Origin of the sequence: Nonomuraea cypriaca (assembly GCF_015645445.1) — a bacterium.
Classification (GTDB): Bacteria; Actinomycetota; Actinomycetes; order Streptosporangiales; family Streptosporangiaceae; genus Nonomuraea; species Nonomuraea cypriaca.
Window position 1 is genome coordinate 1 of record NZ_JADOGI010000167.1, and the last position, 23,218, is coordinate 23,218.

Below are 23,218 nucleotides of genomic sequence, written 5' to 3' on the forward strand. Positions count from 1 at the left end.
GCCACTTGTCCTCCAGCACCACCGCCACGTCCAGGACCCCCGCCCCTCGACTGACAGCGAGGCTACCGAATCAAGATCAGCTCATTGGAAGGGACACGCACGGGGAGTTGATTCCACGTAACTGATACCAGTAAGCCGGTTAACGCGCCGAACGGTGCGACGGCGTGCGTTACAGCCGTCTCCGGCAGCAACCCGCCGCGCCTGGCGCAGTTGACCACGAGCACGATCGCGCAGACGAACCCCGCCGCTCCGGCGACCCGATAGACCCGCATGTCGGTAGCCCTTCCCTCGGTGATGACGCTCGTTCCTCGCGCCTAAAACAATCGTTATGATGCGCGTTATCGCCAGATATGGTGAGAACGTGCCGAGAGACGTAAGCACCCCGAAAGAACTCGGCGCACTGCGCCAGGACCTCCTCGACGCGGCCATGCGGGTGCTGCGCGAGCAGGGAGCGCCCCACTTGACCCTCCGCCGCGTGGCCGACGCCGCCGGCACGTCGACGATGGGCATCTACACCTGCTTCGGAGGCCGTTCCGGCCTGCTGGAAGCCATCTACCGGTACGGCTGTGGCCTCCTCCACGAGGCGATGACCACGTCATTGCACGGTCACACGGACCCGCTGGCCCGGATCATGGCGGTGGCGTACGGCTACCGGGAGTTCGCGCTGGCCGATCCTGCCCTCTACGCCCTGATGTTCGAGCGCCCGCTCCCCGACTTCGACCCCTCACCCGAGCAGCGCAACGACGCTCTCGGTCGCACGTTCAGCCTGCTTACCCAGGCCACGACGGCCGCCGCCGAAGCCCGTCTCATCTGCTCGGAGGATCCCGTACGGGCGGCGTACCTGGTATGGACCACGATCCACGGCCTCGTCAGCATCGAGCTCACGTGTTCGTCGCGCAGTCCGCTGCCCGGTTGGTTCCTGAACTCCCGCGCGGAAGGCGAACGTGTGCTCACGGACGGTGTCCGTGCTCTCATTTCGGGCCTCGCCTAAATAGAACCGGCTGCTGGACATTGGGGATCTGTCCAGCAGCCGGGCCGCTCGCCGGGCCGCCCAGGGGGAGGGCACCTGCGAGCAGTTCTGGCGGGTCGCCGAGCATGAGGGTGCTCTGTCAACGCCGGCGATCCCCGGTGGGACCGCGCCCTGGCGGCCCCGGTTTTCCACTGCGTCGTACGCTCAACGAGCGAACCGGCTCATGGGCCGCTCAGGCAGTTGACGCCGGGCACCTCGGCAGGCACGCCAGGTGCGGTCGGGTCCACCAGACTGGTCAGGTCGGTGGCGCTGGTGGTCAGGCACTCCAGGGCGACGGCCGGATCGACGACGGCGTGTGCGGCGGAGGCGGCGGCGAACAGACCTGCGGACGCCAGGGCGGCAACGGCAAGCAGACGTAGGGGTCGATGCATTGCGGATCCTCTCAAGAGAGTAACGGTTTGCATCTATAGCATTACACAAAGTAGTCAGGGCCTAATAGCCGGTTCAGTAAATTACCCAGGCCGGCCACCCCGGAGCCCAGAACCCCAAGCGGCCAGACACCCCCAACCCCAAGCCCTACGACACCCCAGCACCACCAATCCTCGCCGCAGCTCATGAATCCGCCTCGGTGAGTGTGGGGGCCGAAGGGGGCGGCGAAGCGAGGGACGTCAGCCGATTGCCAGTGGCTCGTCGTTGGGGTCGTCGGCGAAGCCGGGCACCCAGCGGATCACCTCATCGCGGAAGCGGGCCGTAGTCCCCAACTGGCACAACACCCCCACACCCGCCGCATGAACCCGGTGGATGAGCACGTATGAGGCTGGGAGGTTGAGCTGGCGTACCACGTTGGTGGGTCGAAGATCCGCGACGTTGGCCGCCTGCGCCTGGAGCCATCGACGGCTGAACGTGAACTCCTCCACCGCCGTCGGCTCCACGTACGGGGCGAGGAAGCCACGCAATGCCTGGGGGTCGATCTCGATGCCCTCCCGGATGAACCCCTCCTGCCGCAACCCCGACACGACCGTCTCCATGTCGCCCTGGTTGAAGATCCGCGTGAGCTGCCCGAACGCCTTGGGGTAGCCGCCAGGCAGGCGGTTGACCGCACCGAAGTCCAGGATGCCCAGCTTGCCGTTGGCCAGCATGCGGAAGTTGCCCGGGTGCGGGTCGGCGTGCAGCATCCCGACCCGCGCGGGTGAGCAGAAGAGAAAGCGTACGAAGAGCAGCCCGGCGTGGTCGCGTTGCTCCTTGGTGCCGTCCGCGATGACGCGTGACAGCGGAGTCCCGTCCATCCATTCGCTGACCAGCACCATCTCGTTGGCCGCGACCACGTCGGGAACATGGAAGTCGGGATCACCGTCGAACTCGAGCGCGAACGCGTGCTGCGCTTCGGCCTCGCGGAAGTAGTCGAGCTCTTCGGCGATCCGCTCACGCAGCTCCGACAGCACGGCCTTCATGTCGAGTCCGGGCAGCAGCGCGCCGAAGAGCTTGCCCAGCCGGGCGAGCTGGGCGAAGTCGCCGAGCAGCGCCTTGCCCGCTCCCGGGTACTGGATCTTGACGGCCACCTCACGGCCGTCGTGCCACACCGCCCTGTGCACCTGGCCGATCGAGGCGGCGGCCGACGGCCTGTCGTCGAACGACAGGAAGTTCTCTCGCCAGTCGTCCCCGAGTTGCTCCGTGAGCACCTTGTGCACGGTGGACACCGGCAGCGGGGGAGCGGCCTCCTGCAGCCTGGTCAGCGTGGCACGGTAGGGGCCGGCGATCTCCTGGGGGAGCGCCGCCTCGAAGATCGACAGCGCCTGCCCGACCTTCATCGCGCCGCCCTTGAGCTCACCGAGCACCTTGAAGACCTGCTCGGCGGTACGTTGCTGAACCTCCTGCGCCACGATCTCGGCGGACCTGCCGCCAAGGCGCTTGCCCAGTCCTAGAGCGGTGCGGCCGGCGAATCCGAGCGGAAGGGCAGCCAGTTTGGCGGAGCGTGTGACGGCACGGCGCGGAAGATCGCTCACACTGATACGCGGAATCTCGGCAGAGATGCCGCTTCCCCCCTTCGTGGTCGTCCCCTGAGCACGTCAGTCGCGATTAGGTGACATGACCCATTCTTAGCGAATACGGGTTGTTTCGCATACAACGACATTGCGGATGCATGGTCCATGACCGCTTTTTCCAGTGCCAATCAGGCATAACGTCCATTGTGCCGTTGGTCACAACCGACTCCTTGCCATCCAGGTAAGCAAGCGCATGCCCGGTCGCCTCGGCCGCCACCAATGCTGCCAGAGGCGCGTCGCACGCGATCTCCCCGGGTGGGTAGCCACCCAGTCGCGCGGTGACCATGGGCCAGGTGGGATCGCGATCGCGCCGGGTGAGATCGAGACAATGCAGGCACGCCGTATCGCCGGGAAGGACCAGCGGGCCCACCATCCCATGCCCTTCGAACCCCGACACCAGCAGGTGCGGGATCTTCAGATCGATCAGCTCGTTGACGAGCACCCCGTCCAGCGGGCCGACCGGCGCGAGGATGACGAGATCGGGCCGATCCGACTTGTCCCCAAGATATGAGCCGCCTGCCAGTGCGTTCACCCACGACCTGATCGGCCGACCGCCCACGTCGACCTCATCATCGAGCCCTTCTTCGAGGAGACGCGCGGCGGATGCCGGTCGGCTGGCCGGCTCTTCCGGCTTCGCCTCGCCCCTTGTGCCCGCCGTCCGACCCGACGGACTTCTCCCCGGCCTGCCCACCACACCGGAAACGCCGCCGGACGAGCGGCCGCCCTGCCACCCAGCGGGCAAGGCAACCGCTGAAGACGACCCCCCAGCCGGTCGTGCGCCGGAGCGGGACCGACCTTGCGGGTTGGCAGTGCTGCGGGCTTGACCTTGCGGGTTGGCGGCGCTGCGAGGTTGAGGCTGTGGATTTGCGGTCCTCTGCGGCTGGGGCCGACTCGCGGGCTGGGGGTTGGTGGCGGTGCGGGGTGGGGGTTGTGGGTTCGTGGCGGCACGGGGTTGGGACTGTGGACTCGCGGTGGTGCGGGCTTGGGACTGCCGGTTCGTGGTGGCGCGGGGCGGAGAGTCGGTGGCGCTGCGTGGTCGGGACTGCTGGGTGTCCGTCGACCCGGACCGGGGTTGTCGAGTGGGGCTCGGGCGGGAATCGGGCTGCTGGCCGGTGAGGCGCCCGCCGGATGTGAGCCTTCTGGCGACCGCCACCGCGCCCTGCTCTCGGGTCAGCCCCATCTCCGACCAGGTCAGACCGCCAGGGGTGATGTCGCTGGGCCGGACCGGAGCCGGGTCCATCACCCTGATGTGGCCCACGCCGGAGGCGGCGAGCAGGGCGACGACCTGTGCGCCCACCCGTCCTGCCCCGTAGACCCGCACCCGCATCTTGCGCCGGCGGGCCAGGACCGCGAGCCCGCCTTCCGGGTCGGTGGAGCCGAGGTCCATGAGGTCGAGGTCCGGTTTCAGCCGGTCACGCTCAGCCAGGGGGAGATCGCAGAGCGGCCCGGGACCGGTGGCCGCGTCGTGGAGGGCCCCCTGTACGACGAGTTGGTCGAGCAGCGCGCGGGCCCGGAACTCGTCGAGCCCCGCGACGTCGGCGTCACGCAGGACGTGGTCCAGATCGCGGGTCCCGTCGAGACCCTCGATCCACTGGAGGACCTTCAGTGTCAGGCCGCTGATCAGGACGGCCCGCAGGGGATGAACGCCGAGCTGGAGGGTGCGGTCGTCGCGGAGAATGCGCCGGAGGGCGGGCTTCACTCGTGGCCTCATGGCGGTCAAGGTTTCACGCCGGAGCAAGATCCCGAGCCGGTTCCGGGTCGCCTGTGGATAACCAAGGCCCCGGGAAGGAGAGCTGTGGATAACGGGCCGAGCAGCCCTCCTGACGGCCATTCCCGGCAAATGCCCCCGAAGCCATTGCCCGGCACGTGGCCCGAAGCCATTCCCTGGCGCAGTGGCCTCGAAGCCATTCCCCCGCACATGGCCCTGAACGAGGAACCGCGTGAGAACGGGTGGCGAGGATCGGCGGAGGGGGCGCGAGTACGCTTCCCGCCATGAGCGAGCTCTTGGTCGATCGCAACCCCGACGGAGTCGTACGGATCACCTTCAACGACCCCGGCAGACGCAACGCCATGACCGACGCCATGACCGCGCGATGGCGCGAGACCATGTCCGGCCTGGCCGCGGACCGCGACGCGAGGTGTGTGGTCGTGACGGGGGCGGGCACGGCCTTCTCCTCAGGCGGCGATCTGTCGTGGATCGGCGAGCGCGGCGCGGAGGCCGTTCCCGAGCTGCGCGACCGCATGCTCGCCTTCTACCGCACCTGGCTCATGATCACGGAGCTCGAGATCCCCACCATCGCCGCCGTCAACGGCCCTGCCGTGGGGGCCGGTCTGTGCGTGGCGCTGGCCTGCGACCTCGTGTACGCCGCCGACGACGCCAAGCTCATGGCCCCGTTCACGTCGCTGGGTCTGCATCCGGGGATGGCGGCCACGTACCTGATCCCGAGCAGGTCGGGTCCTGGACTGGCACGGGAGATGCTGCTGGCGGGCCGCACACTGTCAGGAGCGGAAGCGGCGGGTAAAGGACTAGTAAATCAATCTTTCCCGAAAAATGACCTTATGTCGGAGGTCCAGGCCATCGCCACGAAGATCGCGCAGAACGCTCCTATCGCCACAAGACTCGCCAAAGTCGCCCTGAACCAGGATCATCAAGACCTGGAAGCCGCGCTGCGCTGGGAATCCCTGGCCCAGCCGGTGACCATGGCATCCTCCGATCTGCTGGAGGGCCTGGCCGCGCATCGGGAAAGGCGCGTGCCCAAATTCACCGGCTCTTAATCATCTGACCAGCAGAAACAGCGTCCACCCTCTGTGGAATTTCGCCAGTCTCGGCTACCGTGCATATGTGCCCCCCGAGACAGTCGAGGTTCGTCGCAGTTCTCGTCGCCGGCGTACGGTCTCCGCCTACCGCGACGGCGACAAGACGATCGTGCTCCTGCCCGCCTGGCTGAGCGGCGAAGACGCGGATGAGTGGGTGAGCCGGATGCTGGATCGGCTGGCCGCCAAGGAAAGCCGGCGCAGGCCGACCGACGAGGCTCTGCTGGAGCTGGCGGTCGAGCTGTCGGCGAAATACCTGGACGGCAAGCCCCAGCCCGTCAGCGTGCGCTGGGTCGACAACCAGCGGCACCGCTGGGGTTCCTGCACTCCGGAGAACGGCACGATCAGGATCTCGACCAGGCTCAAGGGCCTGCCCGAGTGGGTCATCAACTATGTGATCATCCACGAGCTCGTGCACCTGATCGTGCCCAGCCACGGCGCCGAGTTCTGGGCGCTGGTCGAGCAGTATCCGAAGGCTGAGCGGGCGCGCGGGTTCCTTGAGGGGTTCTCTGCCGCGGCCCACACGGCGCCGGAGGAGTGTTGACGCGCGTCGCGGCGGTCCTCGTACGTCAGCACATGGCGCAGGCCGCGCCGCCGGGCGTCGACCGGCGAGTGTTCCTTGAGGCGATCGCGGAGGACACGTACGAGATGGTCGCCGCCCTCGAAGTCGTCACCCCGGTCCTGATCACCAGCGTCCCCGACCTGGAGGAGATCGTCTGGCCAGGCACCGAAGTAATCACGATAAAAGACGACGAACCGCTGAAAATGATCCTCAACCGCATCCGAGCCGAGCAGGCCGCGGTCATCAGCGCCGACGCCCCCGACCTGCCGCCTCTCCTGGTCGGCAAGCTGTTCAGGGAGCTGGGACGGGCCGAGATCACCATCTGCCCCGCGGACAACGGCGGCGCCGTCGCCCTGGCCTGCGCACTCCCCGCCCCCGCCTGGGCCGACCCCGACCTGGACGACGCGAACGTGGTCGCCACGCTACGCGCCCAGGCACCCGGCCCCCGCAGGGTGGCCACCACCCCCGGCTGGCACCGCCTGCGCACCGGCGACGACGTCGAACGCCTGGACCCCGGACTCGAAGGCTGGGACAACACCAGGGCCCTGATCAGGGCACGATGAGCTCGGCCAGCACGGCACGATGGTCGGTCCCCGGCACGTCGTGCACGCTGACCTCCTTGACGCCCACCCGCCGGTCCACCAGCACGTGGTCGATCGTGATGATCGGCGGCACCCGCTTGTTCGCCGGCCACGTCGGTATCAACCCGGCCCCCACCTGGTCGGCCGCGTCCTGGTAGCCCCGGGCCAGCACCCCGCGCATGGCGGCGTGGTCGAGCGAGGCGTTGAAGTCGCCGGCCAGGATCCGCACCCGGTCGGCGGAGGCCGACGGCAACGACGCCAGTGCCGCGTTCCAATCGGTGACCTGCGGCCCCAGTGGCGGGTAGGGATGCACGTCGACGAACCCGATCGGCGCCCCGCCTGGCAGTGACACCAGGGCGGACGGCATCCTGTGCCCCACCGGCGGCAGGAACCCCGGCAGCTCCGCCACCTCGTGCTTGGAGTAGAGCCCGCTGCCGCCGGCGCTCCACTCGTCCTCAAGCACGCGGTGCGGCATCAGGTCCTTGAGCCCGGCCTGGTCCAGCTCGGAGACCGCCTCGGGCGTCAGCTCCTGCGTACTCAGCACATCGGGGTCGAACTCGCGGACGAGCCGCATGATCGTGTCCGTGTCGGCCCGGCCGAACAGCATGTTGATCGTCATGACCTTGAACGGCCTGCCGGTCGCGGCCGAGGCCGTGCCCAGCGCCCTGGGCAGCACGCTGAACCCCAGCGCGGCCGTGGTGAGCAGCGCCACGACGGTCGCGGCGCGCTTGCGTCCGAGCGCGGCGATCAGGAGCGGCACGAGCGAACCCGCCGCCGCGTACGGGGTCGCGGTCATGAGCTGCGTCGGGAACGACCCCCGCTCCAGCCCCGCCACCCTGGCCACCGCCCACGCCGCGAACGGGGTCACCGCCAGCCACGTCAGCGCCGTGCCGGGGAACCTCCTCCGCCGGCGTACGGGCGTCACGATCGTGCCACCGACGGCCGAAGTCTCCACGCGAGCGACCCCCCTGTTCTGGAACGGCGCAAAGGACTCTAACCGACCGCTCGCGTGTGAGAGCCGAGCGCGGCCCGTCCACGTGCGGCCAGGCGCCGCGTGGCGTCGTCGGACAACTCGGGAATTTCGTCCACGGGAAACCAGCGCAGGTCGAGCGACTCGTCGCTGATCACGGCTTCGGCGCCGGGAGGAGCCACGGCGGCGTATTCGACGTCGAGATGCCAGCTCCGGGGAGGGTGACACCACACGACGTGCTTGTCGACCGCGACCGGGCCTGGCAGCAACTCGAGCCCGGAGATTCCGGACTCCTCCCAAGCCTCCCGCAGCGCGGCGTCCGCGAGCGTGGCGTCGGAGACCTCACAGTGGCCGCCCATGGGCAGCCACATCCCGGCCTTGGGATGCAGCGTGAGCAGCACCCGCGAGCCGTCGTGCGACAACACCGCCGTCGTCGCCGTCAGATGCCCGGGCACGCATTCCCGCAGCATCGCGTCGTCGTGTGCGCGCAGATGTTCAAGGAACTCCGTGCGCAGCGCCTCTTCCTCCGTCGTGGGAGCGGTCCAGGCGGACAGCACCGCCACCGCGTCGCGGCGCAGGCTCAACTCTGGTCGCCCTCGTCGTCCGGCTTGGTCTCCAGCTGGGAGATGTCCCAGGCCGCCTCACCGCGTACGAAGGCCTCAGGGTCGTCGAGATCGTCGGCCGTCGGCATGAGGTCCGGGTGACCCCACAACGCGTCGCGACCTTCGACACCGCGCTCGCTCTCCAGCGACCGCCACAGCGCCGCCGCCTCGCGCAACCGCCTGGGCCGCAGCTCCAGCCCCACCAGTGTCCCGAACGTCAGCTCGGCGGGACCACCCGTGGCGCGCCGCCTGCGTACGGTCTCGGCCAGCGCCACAGCGGAGGGCAACTTGCCTTCCGCGGCCCGGTCGACCACCGTGGCCACCCACCCTTCGACCAGGGCGAGCATCGTCTCCAGGCGGGTCAGCGCGGCCTTCTGCCGCTCGGTTTCCTCGGGCTTGAGCAGGTTGCCCCCGCTCAGCGCCTCCTGGATGGCCTCGGGGTTGTTGATGTCGAGCCCGCGGATCTGCTCTTCGAGCGCCGAGGTGTCGACCGTTATGCCCTTGGCGTATTCCTCGACCGCGCCCAGCAGGTGTGAGCGCAGCCACGGCACGTGCTGGAACAGCCGGTGGTGCGCGGCCTCGCGCAGCGCCAGATAGAGCCTGATCTCGTCGGCCGGGCTCTCCAGCCCTTCGCTGAACGACGCGATGCCCCCGGGCAGCAGCGCCGCCGTGTCCGACAGCGGCAGGCCGATGTCGGTCGTGCCGACCACCTCGCGGGCCAGCGAGCCGATGGCCTGGCCGATCTGCTGGCCGACCATCATGCCGCCCATCTGCTTGAGCATGCCCATGAGCGGCCCGGCCATCTGCTGGGCCTCGGGTGGCAGGCCGGAGCCGCCGATCGCGCCGCCCATGGTCTCGACCATGCGCTCCGCGATCGGTTCGCAAAGTTTGCGCCAGATCGGGACGGTGTTCTCGATCCACTCGGACCGGCTCCAGGCCTGCGGGCTCGACACGCCGCTCGGCAGCGTCGTCGCCTCGTTGAGCCACAGGTCGGCCAGGCGGAGCGCCTCGACGATCTGGCGGCGCTCGCCTTCCATGACGCTCGGGTCGCCCTGGGCGACCACGGCGTGGCGGGCGATGTTCTTGGCCATGTCCCAGTTGACAGGGCCGGAACCCTGGGGCGCCGACAGCATGTCGGCGAACTGGCGCATCGCCTGAGCCATCTGCTCAGGGTTGCCGAACATGGCGAACGGGTTTTCGTTGGGGTCGTTTTCGCGACCTGGCAGGTCAGTCACCGCTCTACCTCGTGCAGGATGGAGGAGTCCACATCCGCCACGTTAGTCGTCCTACGGCGGATCAGTGCAAAGTGAGGACCTGGTGCCTACCTCGAAACGCCCGCGCCGACCCGTCGTCGCCGTCACAGGTGCGGCCTCCGGCCTAGGCCGCGAGCTGCTCGCGAGGCTCGTATCCTCCGCGGATTTCCGCAGGGTGGTGGCCGTCGATGAGCAGCGCGGCGATGTTCAGGAAGCCACATGGAGAGTGATCGACGTACGAGATCCGCTCTTGGCGAACCGGATCTCCGACATCGACGTGCTCGTCCATCTGGCCGGTGACTACGCCGTCGACTCCGATCCCGGGGAGCGGCGGGCGTACAACCTGCGTGCCGCCCAGACGGTGCTGACCGCCAGCGCCGCGGCGCGCGTACGCAGGGTGGTGCTGGTCACGAGCGCGATGGTCTACGGCGCCGCGCCCGACAACGAGGTCCCCCTGCCCGAGGACGCCCCGGTGGCGGCCGAGCCCGACACCGGCGTCGTCGGCGACTACCTGGAGATCGAGTCCCTCGTACGCAGGTCGCTGCGCAGCCACCCAGGCCTGGAGGTCACCGTGCTGCGCCCGGCCGCGGTGGTCGGCCCGGGCGTCGACACGGTGATCACCCGCCACTTCGAGTCGCCCAGGCTGCTGACCGTCAAGGGCTGCAGCTCGCACTGGCAGTTCTGCCACATCGAGGACCTGATCTCGGCGCTCGAGCTGGCCGCACGCGGCCTCGTCACGGGCGTTGTCGCGGTCGGCTCCGACGGCTGGCTGGAGCAGGAGCAGGTCGAGGAGCTGTCGGGGCTGCGCGGGTTCGAGCTGCCCGCGGGGCTGACGTTCGGCACGGCGCAGCGGCTCCACCGGCTGGGCATCACCCCGGCGCCCGCGACCGACCTGCACTACGTCGTCTACCCGTGGGTCGTCGACTGCACGGCGCTGCGCGAGGCGGGCTGGAAGCCCTCCTGGACCAACGAGGCCGCGTTGGCGCAGCTCCTGGAGCTGCGCGCGAACAGGACGACCGTGGTCGGCAGGCGCCTTCCCGTCAAGGAGGCCACGCTCACGGCCGCGGGCGCGACCGTCGCCGTCATCGGCACCGCCGCGATCGTCCGCCAGGTCAGAAGGAAGCGCCGCCAATAAGTGAGCTCGCCGGCATCGAGGCCGGGAACATCGAAGCGCGAACATTAAGTAGGCTTTTTCCGTGGACGTCATCCGGTTGCTCGGCATTCGTGACACCCCGCTGTCCGTCGACGAGGTGCTGGCCGCCGTGGGCGACCACGCCGCGGGCGGCACCGCGTTCTTCGTGGGCACCGTACGCGAGCAGGACCACGGCAAGCCGGTGGTCAAGCTCTCCTACTCTGCGCACCCCTCGGCGGAGGCCGAGTTGCTGCTGGTGGCCGAGAAGGTCGCGGCCGACTTCCCCGTGACGGCGATCGCCGCCGTGCACCGGGTGGGTGACCTGGAGCTGGGGGAGGCGGCCGTCATCGTGGCGGTGGCCGCGCCACACAGGGACGAGGCGTTCAAGGCCTCACGGAGGCTGATCGACGACCTCAAGGCACAGGTCCCGATCTGGAAAAACCAGGTGTTCGCCGATGGTGGGACCGAATGGGTCGGCGCCTGCGAATAAGCTCATCATCATGTCTCGACGCGCTCTGACCCTTCTGCTCGCGGGATTGCTCGTCCTCGCGCTCGGCGTGGTGGGAGCGTTCCGGCCGGTCCCGTACGTCGTGCTGAGCCCCGGCCCGACCGAGAACACGATCGGCGACGTCGAGAAGAAGCCGGTGATCTCGATCAAGGGCCGCGAGACCTACCCGACCAGCGGCTCGCTGAGCCTGGTCACGGTGGCATACCAGGGCGGCCCGGCCGCGCAGATCGACCTGCTGACGGCGTTGCGCGGCTGGATCGATCCCACCGTCGCGGTGGTCCCCGAGGAGACCATCTTCGCGCCCAACAGCGATCCGGGCCAGGTCGAGGAGGAGAACGCGGTCGAGATGACCAACTCCCAGGACTCTGCCACCGCCGCCGCTCTCACCGAGCTCAAGATCCCGTACGAGATGGTCGTGACCATCGTGTCCACCGAGAAGGGCAAGCCCGCCGAGGGCAAGCTGCGCAAGGACGACCAGATCACCGCGGTCGACGGCAAGCCGGCGAAGGACGTCGACGTCGTGGCCGACATGGTCAAGGCGCACAAGCCGGGCGAGGATGTGGTCTTCACCATCGCCAGGGGCAAGGACAAGCTCGACGTCACCGTGCGGACGGTGGCGGACCCGGAGGGGCAGAGCCTCGTGGGCGTGCGCATGCAGGCGATGTACAAGTTCCCGTTCGACGTCGACATCAACGTGGGCGACGTCGGCGGTCCCAGCGCCGGGCTGATGTTCTCGCTCGGCATCCTCGACAAGCTCACGCCGGGCGAGCTCACCGGCGGCAAGCAGATCGCCGGCACCGGCACGATAGACCCGAAGGGCGAGGTCGGCCCGATCGGTGGCATTCCGCAGAAGATGGTGGGCGCCCGCGACGCCGGCGCGACCGTTTTCCTGACGCCCCCCGACAACTGCGCCGAGGCCATGAAATCCGTCCCCGACGGGCTGCGACTGGTCAAGGCCGACACGCTGCACGACGCCGTGCTGGCGCTCGACGCGCTGCGCAACGGGCAGGGAAACGTGCCCGCATGTGCTGCTGGATGAAACTTCTGGCGATGCCCGTACGTTAGGTCTAGGGCTGGCACCGCGGTGTAGGTTGCCAGACACGGACCGTTCTTTCATTACGACGAGGGGTTGGCCTTGAGCTTCCGGACCCCAGGAGCCGGCAGGGCGATGCGCTTGCCCCGCCGACCGCGACTGCTTCTGCCTGTGGCGATCGCTCTCGTGGCGATCGTTGCGCTTTTCTTTCTTTTTTCCAGCATCTATACCGACTATCTATGGTTCAACGCGGTCGATTACACGTCGATCTTCACCGGTGTGGTGCTGACCCAGATCGTGCTGTTCCTGGTCGGAGCGGTGCTGATGGTCGGCATCGCGGGCGGCAACATGTTGCTGGCCTTCCGGATGCGGCCGATGTTCGGCCCCGCGATGTTCGGCGGGGGCAGCGGCGCCGACCGCTATCGCATGGCGCTCGACCCCCACCGCAAGCTGATCTTCATCGTCGGCATGGGACTGCTCGCGCTCTTCTCCGGCTCCTCGTTCTCGGGGCAGTGGCAGACGTGGCTGCAGTTCATCAACGGCGCGTCGTTCGGCAAGGTCGACCCGCAGTTCAGGATGGACATCTCGTTCTTCATGTTCGACCTTCCTTTCATCCGGATGGTGCTGAACTTCCTGTTCACCGCGGTGATCATCTCGATCGTCCTGGCCGCGATCACGCACTACCTCTACGGCGGGTTCCGCCTGCAGTCGCCGGGCGTCCACGCCTCCAAGGCGGCCCGCACGCACCTGTCGGTGCTGCTGGGCATCTTCGTCCTGCTCAAGGCCGTCGCCTACTGGTACGACCAGTTCAGCCTGGTCTTCTCCGACCGCGGCTTCGTGCACGGTGCCTCCTACACCGACATCAACGCCGTCCTGCCGGCCAAGCAGATCCTCGCGGTCATCGCGCTGATCTGCGCCGCCCTGTTCTTCGCCGGTGTCGTGCGCTCCGGCGGCATGCTGCCCGGCGTCTCCTTCGGCCTGCTCGTGCTCTCGGCCATCCTGATCGGCGGCGTCTACCCGGCGCTGGTCGAGCAGTTCCAGGTCAAGCCCAACCAGCAGGGCAAGGAAGCCGCCTTCATCCAGCGCAACATCCAGGCGACGCGGGAGTCGTACAACGTCGACAAGACCGAGGTCGAGACCTACAACGCCCAGGCCGACCCCGCCAAGGTTCAGACGACCAACGGCGACACCTCGGTTTCCGGCGTCCGCCTGCTCGACCCGGCCCTGGTCTCCTCGACGTACGAGCAGACGCAGCGCATCCGCGGTTTCTACAGCTTCGCCGACCCGCTCGACGTCGACCGCTACCCCGACAGCACCGGCAAGCTGGTCGACCACATCGTCGGCGTCCGCGAGCTGACCGGCCCGCCGGAGGCCCAGAACAACTGGATCAACCGCGCGCTCGTCTACACCCACGGCTACGGCTTCGTCGCCGCGCCGGGCAACAAGGTCGACTCGGGCGGCCTGCCGGCGTACGACGCCAAGGACATGCCGGTCACCGGCGAGTTGTCGTCGATGCTGAAGGAGCCGCGCGTCTACTACGGCGAGTCCTCGACTCCCAACAGCAACAGCTACGTCATCGCCGGCGGCAACCCCAACGCTCCGCAGGAGCTCGACTACCCGGAGACGGGTGGCACCGGCCAGAAGAACACCGCCTACACCGGCAACGGCGGCGTGCCCGTCGGGTCGTTCTTCAACAGGCTCCTCTACGCCGCCAAGTACGGCGAGGCCAACATCCTCCTCTCGGGCGACGTCAACGACAACTCCAAGATCCTCTACGTCCGCAACCCGCGGGAGCGGGTTCAGAAGGTCGCGCCCTTCCTCACGCTCGACGGCAACCCCTATCCGGCGATCGTCGACGGGCGCATCCAGTGGATCGTGGACGGTTACACGACGTCCAACGACTACCCGTACGCGCAGAGCGAGAGCCTCGGCGAGATGACGCGGGACACCTCGACCGACCGCCGGGTGATCGCCCAGCAGCCGCGCGACAACATCAACTACATCCGCAACTCGGTCAAGGCCACGGTCGACGCCTACGACGGCACGGTCCGGCTCTACGGCTGGGACAGCAACGACCCGGTGCTGAAGACCTGGAGCAGCGCCTTCCCCGGCATCATCAGGCCGGCCTCGGAGATGAGCGCCGACCTGCGCAGCCACGTGCGTTACCCGGAAGACCTGTTCAAGGTGCAGCGCTACACCCTGTCGCGCTACCACATCACCGACCCGGCCGCCTTCTACAGCGGCCAGGACTTCTGGAACGTCCCCGGCGACCCGACGCAGGGCGACAGGAACATCAAGCAGCCGCCCTACTACCTGACCACCACGATGCCGGGCGGCACGCCGACGTTCTCACTGACGACGACGTTCGTGCCGCGGCAGGGGCCCAACCTGGCGGCGTTCATGTCGGTCGATTCCGCGGCCGGCTCCGAATACGGCCGGATGCGCATCCTGCGCATGCCGTCGAGCAGCCCCATCCCCGGCCCAGGTCAGGCGCAGAACGCCTTCCAAAGCCGCTTCGCGGGTGAGCTCAACCTGCTCGGCGTCGGCGCCTCGTCGGTCCGCTACGGCAACCTGCTGACGCTCCCGTACGCGGGCGGCCTGGTCTACATCGAACCGGTGTACATCCAGGTGGCCGCGGGCGGCGGTCAGGAGCCGTACCCGATCCTGCAGCGGGTGCTGGTGTCGTTCGGCAGCAAGATCGGTGTGGGGCACACGCTGGAGGAAGGGCTGCAGCTGGTCTTCGGCGACGAGCAACAGCAGCAACAACAACAGCCCAGCGAGGAAGAGCAGGCCACGCCCAACCAGGCCAACGCGGCGCTCAACTCGGCTGTCTCCAACGCCCAGAAGGCCTATCAGGACGCGGAGAAGGCCCTGCAGGCCAGCCCGCCGGACTGGGACGCCTACGGTGACGCGCAGAAGCGGCTGGCCGACGCGCTGTCGGCGATCGACGCGGCCAACCGGCAGGCCGCGCCCACGGCGTCGCCGACCGCCTCCCCGTCGGCCTCCCCGCCGGCGTCACCGCCCGCCTCGCCTCCTGCATCACCCACGGCGTCGCCGCCGGCGTCGCCACCGCCCACGGACACACCGGCGGAGGGCACGCCTTAGCCAAGCGGTTTGCGCCCGCCCCGCGTCACCGATAGGCTTGTATTACAGCAAGACGGCGCGGGGTGGAGCAGTTCGGTAGCTCGCTGGGCTCATAACCCAGAGGTCGCAGGTTCAAATCCTGCCCCCGCTACCAGATGAAGACCCGGAGGTTCAGCCTCCGGGTCTTCTGCTTTTCCGGCAGCTCGGCACGCTTTTTCCGGCGACCCGGCACTGAGATCTTGAATGATGGCGCAACCTCCTCTCGGGAGGGGGTATAGTTATAAACACACACCGACGCGGGGTGGAGCAGTTCGGTAGCTCGCTGGGCTCATAACCCAGAGGTCGTAGGTTCAAATCCTGCCCCCGCTACCAAGACAGGGCCCGGAATCCGGAAACGGAAGCCGGGTCTTCGTCGTTTTCCGCCATATTTCGCGAACTTCCCGCACCCGGGCTGCGTTCCCTATTCAAGGGAACGACCATGGGGGGTTACCGTGAGCGCGTCTCCATTACGGTCTCTGGCGATGAAGATGGCCCGGCGGCCGGCGGTCTGGCGGAAGAGCACATTCGTTCCCGCGGTGGTCTTCACCGGCAGGGACCGCGCGGCGCAGGTCAGGATATTCGCGGGCGCGATCGCCACCGAGGTGCCGTACGCGGACGTGAGCGCCGACCACGAGGGCCAGGCCGCCACCTTCCGTGAGCTGATCGACCGAGCCGCGGGAGAGAAGGGCGACCTCGGCGCGAAGGTCCCCGGCTCCCTGCTGCCCGCACCGCGGTTCCCGCTCACCCAGATCATCCTGCGGACGCTGAGAATCCACGACGAGCACGCCCAGGGCAGGACGACGAACGACCGGGGCAACGGTTCCCAGCGCGCCCTGGACTCCGTCTACGAGGACGGCCTGCGCGAATGGCGGCGGCGACGCGCTCCCCTGCGCTCCCTGAGCGGCCGGCTCGAATTCTTCGTACGCTTCCTCGGCGGCTCCTCGATCGCGGCGGCGCTGGTCACCGTGCTGCTCACCGCGTGGCTGGACACCGCGGGCGCGATCAACGCCGTCATCCTCGTGGGATCCATACTCCTCGCGCTCCTGGCCGCCGAGCTCATGGCCCGCTTCTGGTCCAGCGGCACCTACCGGCACGGCTGGTTCTACGACCAGCCGTACGTCAAGCGGAACGATCGCGAGTCGCTGGTGAGCTACCTGCGCAGGGTCGCGGAGCTGCCGGACTCGCAAACGGTCGACCGGCTGCTCATGTTCGCCTTCATCGAGGACCTCCGGCTGGCCTACAGCCGTAGACGCCCGTGGCCGGGCTGGGGGCGGGGCGGTTACGCCGTGCTCAGGCTCGGCGAGGTCGACGGCGACAAGGAGCGGACGAGATTCCTCAGGGTCATGCACAAGATCCTCACCGACACGGGGCTCCGGGTGCCGCTGCTCGTGATCGTGGAGGCGGACACCCTGCCCCCGGATCTGTGCGCCGAAGACCATCCGGCGGCGGCACGGGTTGACCCGGCGAGGACGGATCTGCTCCAGGCGTACGACGAGTGGGCGGCCGCGGCGGTCCGGGTGGCGCCGTGCCCGTACCTGGTCGTGGACACGGACGTGGTGCACGAGAACCCGGCCGACCTGCAGCCGCTGCAGCGGCGCGCCATCCGGCGGCTGCGCCCCCTCGGTTACTGGCTGGTGGTCGCGGCGACCATTCTCGCGCCCCTCGGGGTGGGCGGATGGGTGGTGCTGCGCCCGTGCGAGGCCGGTCTGTCGGCGCTCAACGGCGAATGCGTGGGCCTGAGCACCGCCACCGAGAACTTCGATCCCGCGCTCGCGCCGATCCTCAACCTCATCGTGGCGGAGAACAACGCCATCGCCGCGGACGCCAAGGTCTTCAGGCTCATCTACTTCGGGCAGCTCACCCGCCGCCCGGCCGTCGCGGACCCCGGCAACACCCTGGTCGGCACGGCCGCCGAACTGACCGGCGTCTATGCCAGGCAACGCGACTACAACAGGCAGAAGAGCGACTGGCGGATGTACGTCGAGTTCGCCAACCCCGGGCAGGACTACGAGCGTGCCGAGGTGGCGGCCAGGGCGATCGTCGAACGGGCGGCCTGGGATCGCTCCATCGCCGCCGTCCTCGGGCTGGGCTGGAGCCGTACGGAGGTCAGGGAGGCGCTCGGCATTCTGCGCGGGGTGCAACTGCCCGCGCTCGCGACGACCGCGACCGCCGATCGCCTGCCCGAGGTGGACGGGGAGGCGTCGCCGTACTTCTACCGGCTGGCGCCGGCCAATTCGATGCAGGCGCTCGCCGCGGCGCACTGGCTGGCCGAGGGCCTGCCCGTGACCACGGGCGAGCCGCGCAAGAATCCGCGGGTGGGGATCCTGTGGCAGGACGACCCGCAGGAGATCTACAGCGTGGACCTGGCCGACGAGTTCGCGAAGCGATACCCGGTCCGCTCCTCCGAGAGGTACGGCTTCTCCAACGGCATGGAGTTGAAGAAGGCCGCGCAGACGGCCTGCGGGGAAGGCGTCGAAGTGCTCTTCTACACGGGCCGCGGCGACCTCTATCCGGCGTTGAAGGAGGCGTGGGGCAGCTACTGCGCGGACAAGGGCGTGATCGTGTTGTCCGGCGACGACGTGACGAGCACGGTGGCGACCGAGGTGACGCGCGACCAGGACGGGCACAACGTGGACCTGCGCTTCATCTCGCTCAGCGATCCGCGTACGGGCGCCAGCGCCCAGGCCGGCACCTCCTACGGAAGGGTCGTCCAGCGGACCATGAAGGAGGTGGAGACCGAGCGCGGGAAGAGCGTGGGCGAGGGCGACCCGGCGCCCGTGCCGCTGCCTCCCGACCACGCCATGCTGGCGCACGACGGGGCGCTGGCCGTCACCAGCGCCTTCGACGGGATCCAGAGCCAGGGCGACGGCATGGACGTCCGCGCGGGAGTCCAGGACTACCTGCGGGGCCTCAACGTCACGGGAGCCACGGGCGCGATCACCTTCCTGCCGGCGCGGGAGCCGCACAACGCGCAGGACCGGACGCTGTGGCTCATGTCCGTGGCTCCAGGGGAGGAGCTGAAGCTGGAGCGGGTCTGCCGCCCGAAAGGCTCGGACGCCCGCTGCGGCCGCTAGCCCGGTGGTGACAGCCTGCTCACGCCTGGCCGCGTTCGCCGGCCGCACCGGGGCTGGGGCGTCGCGCCGCCGTACCAGCCTTAACCTGGAGGAATGGAGGGCAGGCCCCGCGGGCGGCTGCGCATCTACCTCGGCGCGGCGCCTGGGGTGGGCAAGACGTACGCCATGCTCAGCGAGGCGCGACGGGGGCGTGACCGCGGCAAGGACGTGGTCGTGGGCTTCGTCGAAACCCACGGCCGCCTCCGGACCGCCCGCCTGCTCGAGGGCCTGGAGACCCTGCCGCGCAAGACCCTGACCCACCGGGGCGCCACCTTCACCGAGTTGGACGTCCAGGCCGTCATCGAGCGCGCCCCGGCGGTCGCCCTGATCGACGAGCTCGCGCACTCGAACGTCCCCGGCTCGGCGAACGCCAAGCGCTGGCAGGACATCGACGAGGTCCTCGACGCCGGGATCGACGTCATCTCCACCGTCAACATCCAGCACCTCGAATCACTGAACGACGTCGTGCGGCAGATCACGGGCGTGCCGCAGCGGGAGACCGTACCCGATGAGGTCGTACGCCGGGCGGACCAGATCGAGCTCGTGGACATGTCGCCCGAGGCGCTGCGCCGCCGCATGGCGCACGGCAACGTCTACCCGGCGGAAAGGGTCGACGCCGCGCTCGCCAACTACTTCCGCGTCGGCAATCTGACCGCCCTGCGGGAGCTCGCCCTGATCTGGGTGGCGGACAAGGTGGACGAGCAACTCGACCGCTACCGCGCGGACCACGGCATCGCGGGCACCTGGGAGGCGCGCGAACGCGTGGTGGTCGCGCTCACCGGCGGCCCAGAAGGCGACACGCTGATCCGGCGGGCCGCGCGCATCGCCGCCAGGAGCAGGGGCGCGGACCTGCTGGCCGTACACGTCACCAGAGCCGACGGCCTGTCATCGGGCGGCGATCCGGCGACCCTGGTCCGCCAGCGCACCCTGGTCGAGGACCTCGGCGGCACCTACCACCAGGTGGTCGGCGACGACGTGCCGCGGGCGCTGCTGGAGTTCGCCCGTGGCGTGAACGCGACCCAACTCGTTCTCGGCGCGTCCAGAAGGGGACGGATCGCACAGTTCCTCTCTCGGGGCGTCGGGGTGACGGCGACCGCGTTGTCGGGATCGATCGACGTGCACATGGTCACGCACGAGGCGACCAGGCCAGGGCGCGCAGAGGTACGGTCGACGGCTGCGCTTACCCGGAGGCGGCGGGCGCTCGGCTGGGGGTTGGCGCTGCTCGGGATGCCGTTGCTGACGGCCGCACTCCGGCCGCTGCACTTCATGCTGCCCAGCGACATCCTGCTCTTCCTGCTGCTCGTCGTCGGCGTAGCCCTGGCGGGCGGCATGTGGCCGGCCCTGACGGCGGCGGTGTTCGGGTTCGGGCTGCTCAACTGGTTCTTCACGCCGCCGCTGCACACCCTGACGATCGCGGAGCCGGAGAACATGCTCGCGCTGGCCATCTTCGTCCTGGTGGCGGCCATGGTGAGCACCGTCGTCGACCTGGCGGCCAGGCGCAGCAGGGAGGCGGCGCGCTCGCGGGCCGACGCCGAGGTGCTGTCCACGCTGGCGGGTCACGTGCTGCGCGGGGAGTCGGCACTGCCTTCGCTGCTGGCGCGCGTACGCGAGATGTTCGGCCTCACCTCGGTGACCCTGCTCGAACGCGCCGACGGCGGTGTCCCCGGGGACTGGCGGATCGTCTCCACGTCGGGTGGGCCGCCGAGCACGAGCCCCGGCCTGGCCGACACCGACGTGGTGATCGACGACCGCCTCGTGCTCGCCGCCCGGGGCCGGCTGCTGGACGCCAGCGACCGGCGGGTGCTGGAGGCGTTCGCGGCGGAGGCGGCGGTCGCGTTGCGGCAGCAGCGCTTGCGCGAGGCGGCCGAGCAGGCCAAACCGCTGGCCGAGGCCGACAGGATGCGCACCGCCCTGCTCGCCGCCGTCGGCCACGACCTGCGCACACCGCTCGCCTCCGCCATGGCGGCGGTCGAGAGCCTGCGCAACACCGAGATCGCCTGGTCGGACGACGACCGCACCGAGTTGCTCGCCACCGCCGACGAGTCCTTGATCAAGCTCAACCGGCTCGTCTCCAACCTGCTCGACATGAGCCGCCTCCAGGCCGGCGTCCTCGGCGTGACCCTCGAACCCGTGGCGATCGGCGACATCCTGCCGCGCGCCATCGACGACCTCGGCCCCGTACGCGACCGCGTCGAGGGCGACATCCCGCCCGAACTCCCCGAGATCACGGCCGATCCCGCGCTGCTGGAACGCGTGCTCGTCAACCTGATGGCCAACGCGGTCCGCTACACCCCCGACAGCGAGCGCGTGCTCGTCACCGCGAGCCGGCACGGCGAGGACGTGCAGATCCGGGTGGTAGACCGGGGCCCCGGCATTCCTCCCGAAGCGCATGAAATGGTGTTCATGCCGTTCCAACGTCTCGGTGACCGCGACAACCACACCGGGGTGGGGCTCGGCCTGGCGCTCGCGCGTGGCCTCACCGAGGCGATGGGTGGCACGCTGGTCATGGAGGACACGCCTGGAGGGGGACTGACCATGGCCGTCTCGCTGCGGAGCGCGTCATGACGCGCGTGCTCGTGGTGGACGACGAACCGCAACTCCTGCGTGCCCTCCGCGTCAACCTGGCGGCCAGGCACTACGACGTCGCGGTGGCCCCCGACGGCGGCACGGCGTTGCGCCGGGCCGCCGACTGGCATCCCGACCTGGTCATCCTCGACCTCGGCCTGCCCGATCTCGACGGCGTCGAGGTCATCAGAGGGTTGCGGGGCTGGACGTCCGTACCCATCATCGTGCTGTCCGGCCGCGCCGACGGCTCCGACAAGGTCGGCGCGCTCGACGCCGGCGCCGACGACTACGTGACGAAGCCGTTCGGCATCGACGAGCTGCTCGCCCGCGTCCGCGCGGTGACCCGCCGCACAGGCCGGCACGACGAGGAGCTCCCCTCGGTACGCGTGGGCGACCACGTGATCGACCTCGCCGGAAAGACGATCTCAGGAGGGGTACGCCTGACACCCACGGAATGGCACATCCTTGAGATCCTGCTCCGCAACCCGGGCAAACTGATCAGTCAGCGCCAGCTGCTGACCGAGGTCTGGGGCACCTCCTACCTCAAGGAGACGCACTACCTGCGCCAGTACATGGCCCAGCTCCGCCGCAAGCTCGAACGCGACCCGGCTCATCCGGTCCACCTGCTGACCGAGCCCGGCATGGGCTACCGGTTTCAGCCGTCCTGATCGGCGCTCTCCGCCCGCCTGATCAGCGCGATCGCCTTCTGCGTGGCCCAGCCGAGCAGCAGCAGCCCGAAGACCACCTGGATGATGCGCATCCAGAGGGGAGATGACTGGTCAGCATAAATGGTGACACCAACCCACAAGAGGGCGAATATCCCAACCAGGAGAATTGCTGCCCAGTTCAACCCCCGTTGCCACATATGCGAAGTCTGGCAGCCTGCCCGCCAAGACCAGGTATGCGAGCCGCAACAAGGTGGGCTTATCTGGGGAGCGTCCGCCCCATGCCGACGCACCGGCGTACGCGCTGTCCACGCGGCCGTTGCGGAGCGGCGTCCTCCAGGCACGCGAGCAGCGCCGCCGCCGTACGGGCGTCGGCCAGGATCCGCTGCACGGCCTCGCCGTCCTCGGGCAACTGGCCGCGCTCGGCCAGCTCATGACGGACGAACGCCAAGGGATCCTGCGCGCCCACGGTCTCGGCCGCCGCACTCGCCCGCGCCGCCGTGAGCAGCCGCAGATAGTGGGTACGCAGAACGGCCTCGCGCATTCGGGTGTGTTCCAGATCGTCGATCAGAGTCCTGGCGACTCTCAGCAGGTCTCCAGGAGGGGTCGCCTCGTCGGCGAGGAAAGCACGGATGTCATCGAACTCCGAGCGGGTCATAGCGGACACCTCCGAGAGCGCAGTCTGCTCGTGGGTACTTCATACCTGGAGGCGATTGCGGATGACTTGCCGTCGGGTTGACTGGCTGCGTCGTCCCGGCGCGCCGGCTGGAGATGTTTGAGCGACAGGTGGTGAGGGAACGACCTCCTGATTACCTGAGTGGCGCGAAGTGGGCGCCAAGGGCTGCTAGAGTTGCTTCGCGCAGGGCGGCCGAGGGGTTCCTGAAACTCCTGAGGATGCCCGGCAAATCCACTTCCTTCTGGATCCATCCACGACGGTTCGCATCTGTCCGGATGGGCTGGTAAGTTAGAGGGGTTGTCCCGGAAGGGGCGCGGCTTAATTTCCGCAGATTGTGCGAGTCGGGTCAATTTGACAGAGACTTGAACGGCTGGGAAGATTAAGGCACAACGAAATGAACGCCCCTGAGCGGGAATGTGAAAGTTCCGGTGAGGGTGTACGCGTCCGTTTCTTGAGAACTCAACAGTGTGTTAAAAGCCAGGGCATGTTTTACATGTATGACCCCGTCATTGGTTTGACGGATTCCTTTTGAAGGTTGGGATTTTCATTCCCTCCAGGCATTTTTTGGAGAGTTTGATCCTGGCTCAGGACGAACGCTGGCGGCGTGCT

At 68.7% G+C, this 23,218-nt stretch carries 19 protein-coding genes and 2 tRNA genes; 14 read left to right on the plus strand and 7 right to left on the minus strand.

Annotation, left to right across the window (positions count from 1 at the left end):
• Positions 1 to 361 precede the first annotated feature (361 nt).
• Positions 362 to 991, plus strand: a complete 630-nt coding sequence (locus ITP53_RS38920) for a TetR/AcrR family transcriptional regulator (protein WP_195900476.1) — start codon at positions 362 to 364, stop codon at positions 989 to 991.
• Between the two features lie 200 nt (positions 992 to 1,191).
• Here ITP53_RS38920 and ITP53_RS38925 read toward each other — a convergent pair whose 3' ends face one another.
• The 3 genes from ITP53_RS38925 to ITP53_RS60645 form a co-directional block, all read right to left on the minus strand.
• A complete protein-coding gene (locus tag ITP53_RS38925; RefSeq protein ID WP_195900477.1) occupies positions 1,192 to 1,401 on the minus strand; it encodes a hypothetical protein in 210 nt (69 codons plus the stop codon).
• A gap of 237 nt (positions 1,402 to 1,638) precedes the next feature.
• Entirely contained in the window at positions 1,639 to 2,973 is a 1,335-nt protein-coding gene (locus ITP53_RS38930) for an ABC1 kinase family protein (RefSeq protein WP_195900478.1), read from the minus strand.
• A gap of 73 nt (positions 2,974 to 3,046) precedes the next feature.
• On the minus strand, positions 3,047 to 4,339 hold the full coding sequence (locus tag ITP53_RS60645) for a hypothetical protein (protein WP_328817189.1): 1,293 nt from the start codon (positions 4,337 to 4,339) through the stop codon (positions 3,047 to 3,049).
• Here ITP53_RS60645 and ITP53_RS60650 point away from each other — a divergent pair.
• The 4 genes from ITP53_RS60650 to ITP53_RS38955 all read left to right on the plus strand — a co-directional run bounded on the left by ITP53_RS60650 (position 4,262) and on the right by ITP53_RS38955 (position 6,951).
• Entirely contained in the window at positions 4,262 to 5,008 is a 747-nt protein-coding gene (locus tag ITP53_RS60650) for a hypothetical protein (RefSeq protein WP_195900480.1), read from the plus strand. The genes ITP53_RS60645 and ITP53_RS60650 overlap by 78 nt on opposite strands.
• Positions 5,005 to 5,787, plus strand: a complete 783-nt coding sequence (locus tag ITP53_RS38945) for an enoyl-CoA hydratase/isomerase family protein (RefSeq protein ID WP_195900481.1) — start codon at positions 5,005 to 5,007, stop codon at positions 5,785 to 5,787. The genes ITP53_RS60650 and ITP53_RS38945 overlap by 4 nt, the downstream gene beginning before the upstream one ends.
• Before the next feature lie 67 nt (positions 5,788 to 5,854).
• Positions 5,855 to 6,370, plus strand: coding sequence for a M48 metallopeptidase family protein (locus tag ITP53_RS38950; RefSeq protein ID WP_328817182.1), 516 nt, complete (start codon positions 5,855 to 5,857; stop codon positions 6,368 to 6,370).
• Positions 6,367 to 6,951, plus strand: coding sequence for a hypothetical protein (locus ITP53_RS38955; protein WP_195900482.1), 585 nt, complete (start codon positions 6,367 to 6,369; stop codon positions 6,949 to 6,951). The genes ITP53_RS38950 and ITP53_RS38955 overlap by 4 nt, the downstream gene beginning before the upstream one ends.
• Here the strand turns inward: ITP53_RS38955 and ITP53_RS38960 are convergent.
• From ITP53_RS38960 to ITP53_RS38970, 3 genes are read right to left on the minus strand one after another with little or no spacing between them, the layout of a single operon-like run.
• Entirely contained in the window at positions 6,938 to 7,924 is a 987-nt protein-coding gene (locus ITP53_RS38960; protein WP_195900483.1) for an endonuclease/exonuclease/phosphatase family protein, read from the minus strand. The two genes, ITP53_RS38955 and ITP53_RS38960, sit on opposite strands and share 14 nt — an antisense overlap.
• A 38-nt stretch (positions 7,925 to 7,962) precedes the next feature.
• The gene (locus ITP53_RS38965) at positions 7,963 to 8,523 is read right to left on the minus strand and encodes an NUDIX hydrolase (protein ID WP_195900484.1); all 561 of its coding nucleotides are present in this window, start codon (positions 8,521 to 8,523) and stop codon (positions 7,963 to 7,965) included.
• Entirely contained in the window at positions 8,520 to 9,725 is a 1,206-nt protein-coding gene (locus tag ITP53_RS38970; protein WP_195900494.1) for a zinc-dependent metalloprotease, read from the minus strand. The genes ITP53_RS38965 and ITP53_RS38970 overlap by 4 nt, the downstream gene beginning before the upstream one ends.
• 130 nt (positions 9,726 to 9,855) lie before the next feature.
• Between ITP53_RS38970 and ITP53_RS38975 the strand changes: the two genes are divergently transcribed.
• The 9 genes from ITP53_RS38975 to ITP53_RS39015 all read left to right on the plus strand — a co-directional run bounded on the left by ITP53_RS38975 (position 9,856) and on the right by ITP53_RS39015 (position 21,936).
• The gene (locus ITP53_RS38975; RefSeq protein WP_195900495.1) at positions 9,856 to 10,929 is read left to right on the plus strand and encodes an NAD-dependent epimerase/dehydratase family protein; all 1,074 of its coding nucleotides are present in this window, start codon (positions 9,856 to 9,858) and stop codon (positions 10,927 to 10,929) included.
• Positions 10,930 to 10,990: 61 nt separating this feature from the next.
• Positions 10,991 to 11,416 carry a molybdenum cofactor biosynthesis protein MoaE gene (locus ITP53_RS38980; RefSeq protein WP_195900485.1) on the plus strand — a complete coding sequence of 142 codons (426 nt, stop codon included), beginning with the start codon at positions 10,991 to 10,993 and terminating at the stop codon, positions 11,414 to 11,416.
• A gap of 10 nt (positions 11,417 to 11,426) precedes the next feature.
• Positions 11,427 to 12,473 (plus strand): YlbL family protein, encoded by a 1,047-nt coding sequence (locus ITP53_RS38985; protein WP_195900486.1) that lies wholly within the window; start codon positions 11,427 to 11,429, stop codon positions 12,471 to 12,473.
• Positions 12,474 to 12,602: 129 nt separating this feature from the next.
• Positions 12,603 to 15,572 (plus strand): UPF0182 family membrane protein, encoded by a 2,970-nt coding sequence (locus ITP53_RS38990; protein WP_195900487.1) that lies wholly within the window; start codon positions 12,603 to 12,605, stop codon positions 15,570 to 15,572.
• 56 nt (positions 15,573 to 15,628) lie between these two features.
• Positions 15,629 to 15,705, plus strand: a tRNA-Met gene (locus tag ITP53_RS38995).
• A 141-nt stretch (positions 15,706 to 15,846) separates the two neighbouring features.
• Positions 15,847 to 15,923 (plus strand) — tRNA-Met (locus ITP53_RS39000).
• Positions 15,924 to 16,072: 149 nt separating this feature from the next.
• Positions 16,073 to 18,664: an ABC transporter substrate-binding protein gene (locus tag ITP53_RS39005; RefSeq protein WP_195900488.1), complete on the plus strand. Its 2,592-nt coding sequence runs from the start codon at positions 16,073 to 16,075 to the stop codon at positions 18,662 to 18,664.
• Between the two features lie 93 nt (positions 18,665 to 18,757).
• Positions 18,758 to 21,268, plus strand: a complete 2,511-nt coding sequence (locus ITP53_RS39010; RefSeq protein ID WP_195900489.1) for a sensor histidine kinase — start codon at positions 18,758 to 18,760, stop codon at positions 21,266 to 21,268.
• Positions 21,265 to 21,936 (plus strand): response regulator, encoded by a 672-nt coding sequence (locus ITP53_RS39015; RefSeq protein WP_195900490.1) that lies wholly within the window; start codon positions 21,265 to 21,267, stop codon positions 21,934 to 21,936. Before ITP53_RS39010 ends, ITP53_RS39015 begins: the two co-directional genes overlap by 4 nt.
• A 256-nt stretch (positions 21,937 to 22,192) precedes the next feature.
• On the opposite strand, the gene ITP53_RS39025 is transcribed toward ITP53_RS39015, so the two are convergent.
• Positions 22,193 to 22,591, minus strand: coding sequence for a hypothetical protein (locus ITP53_RS39025; RefSeq protein ID WP_195900492.1), 399 nt, complete (start codon positions 22,589 to 22,591; stop codon positions 22,193 to 22,195).
• Positions 22,592 to 23,218 lie beyond the last annotated feature (627 nt).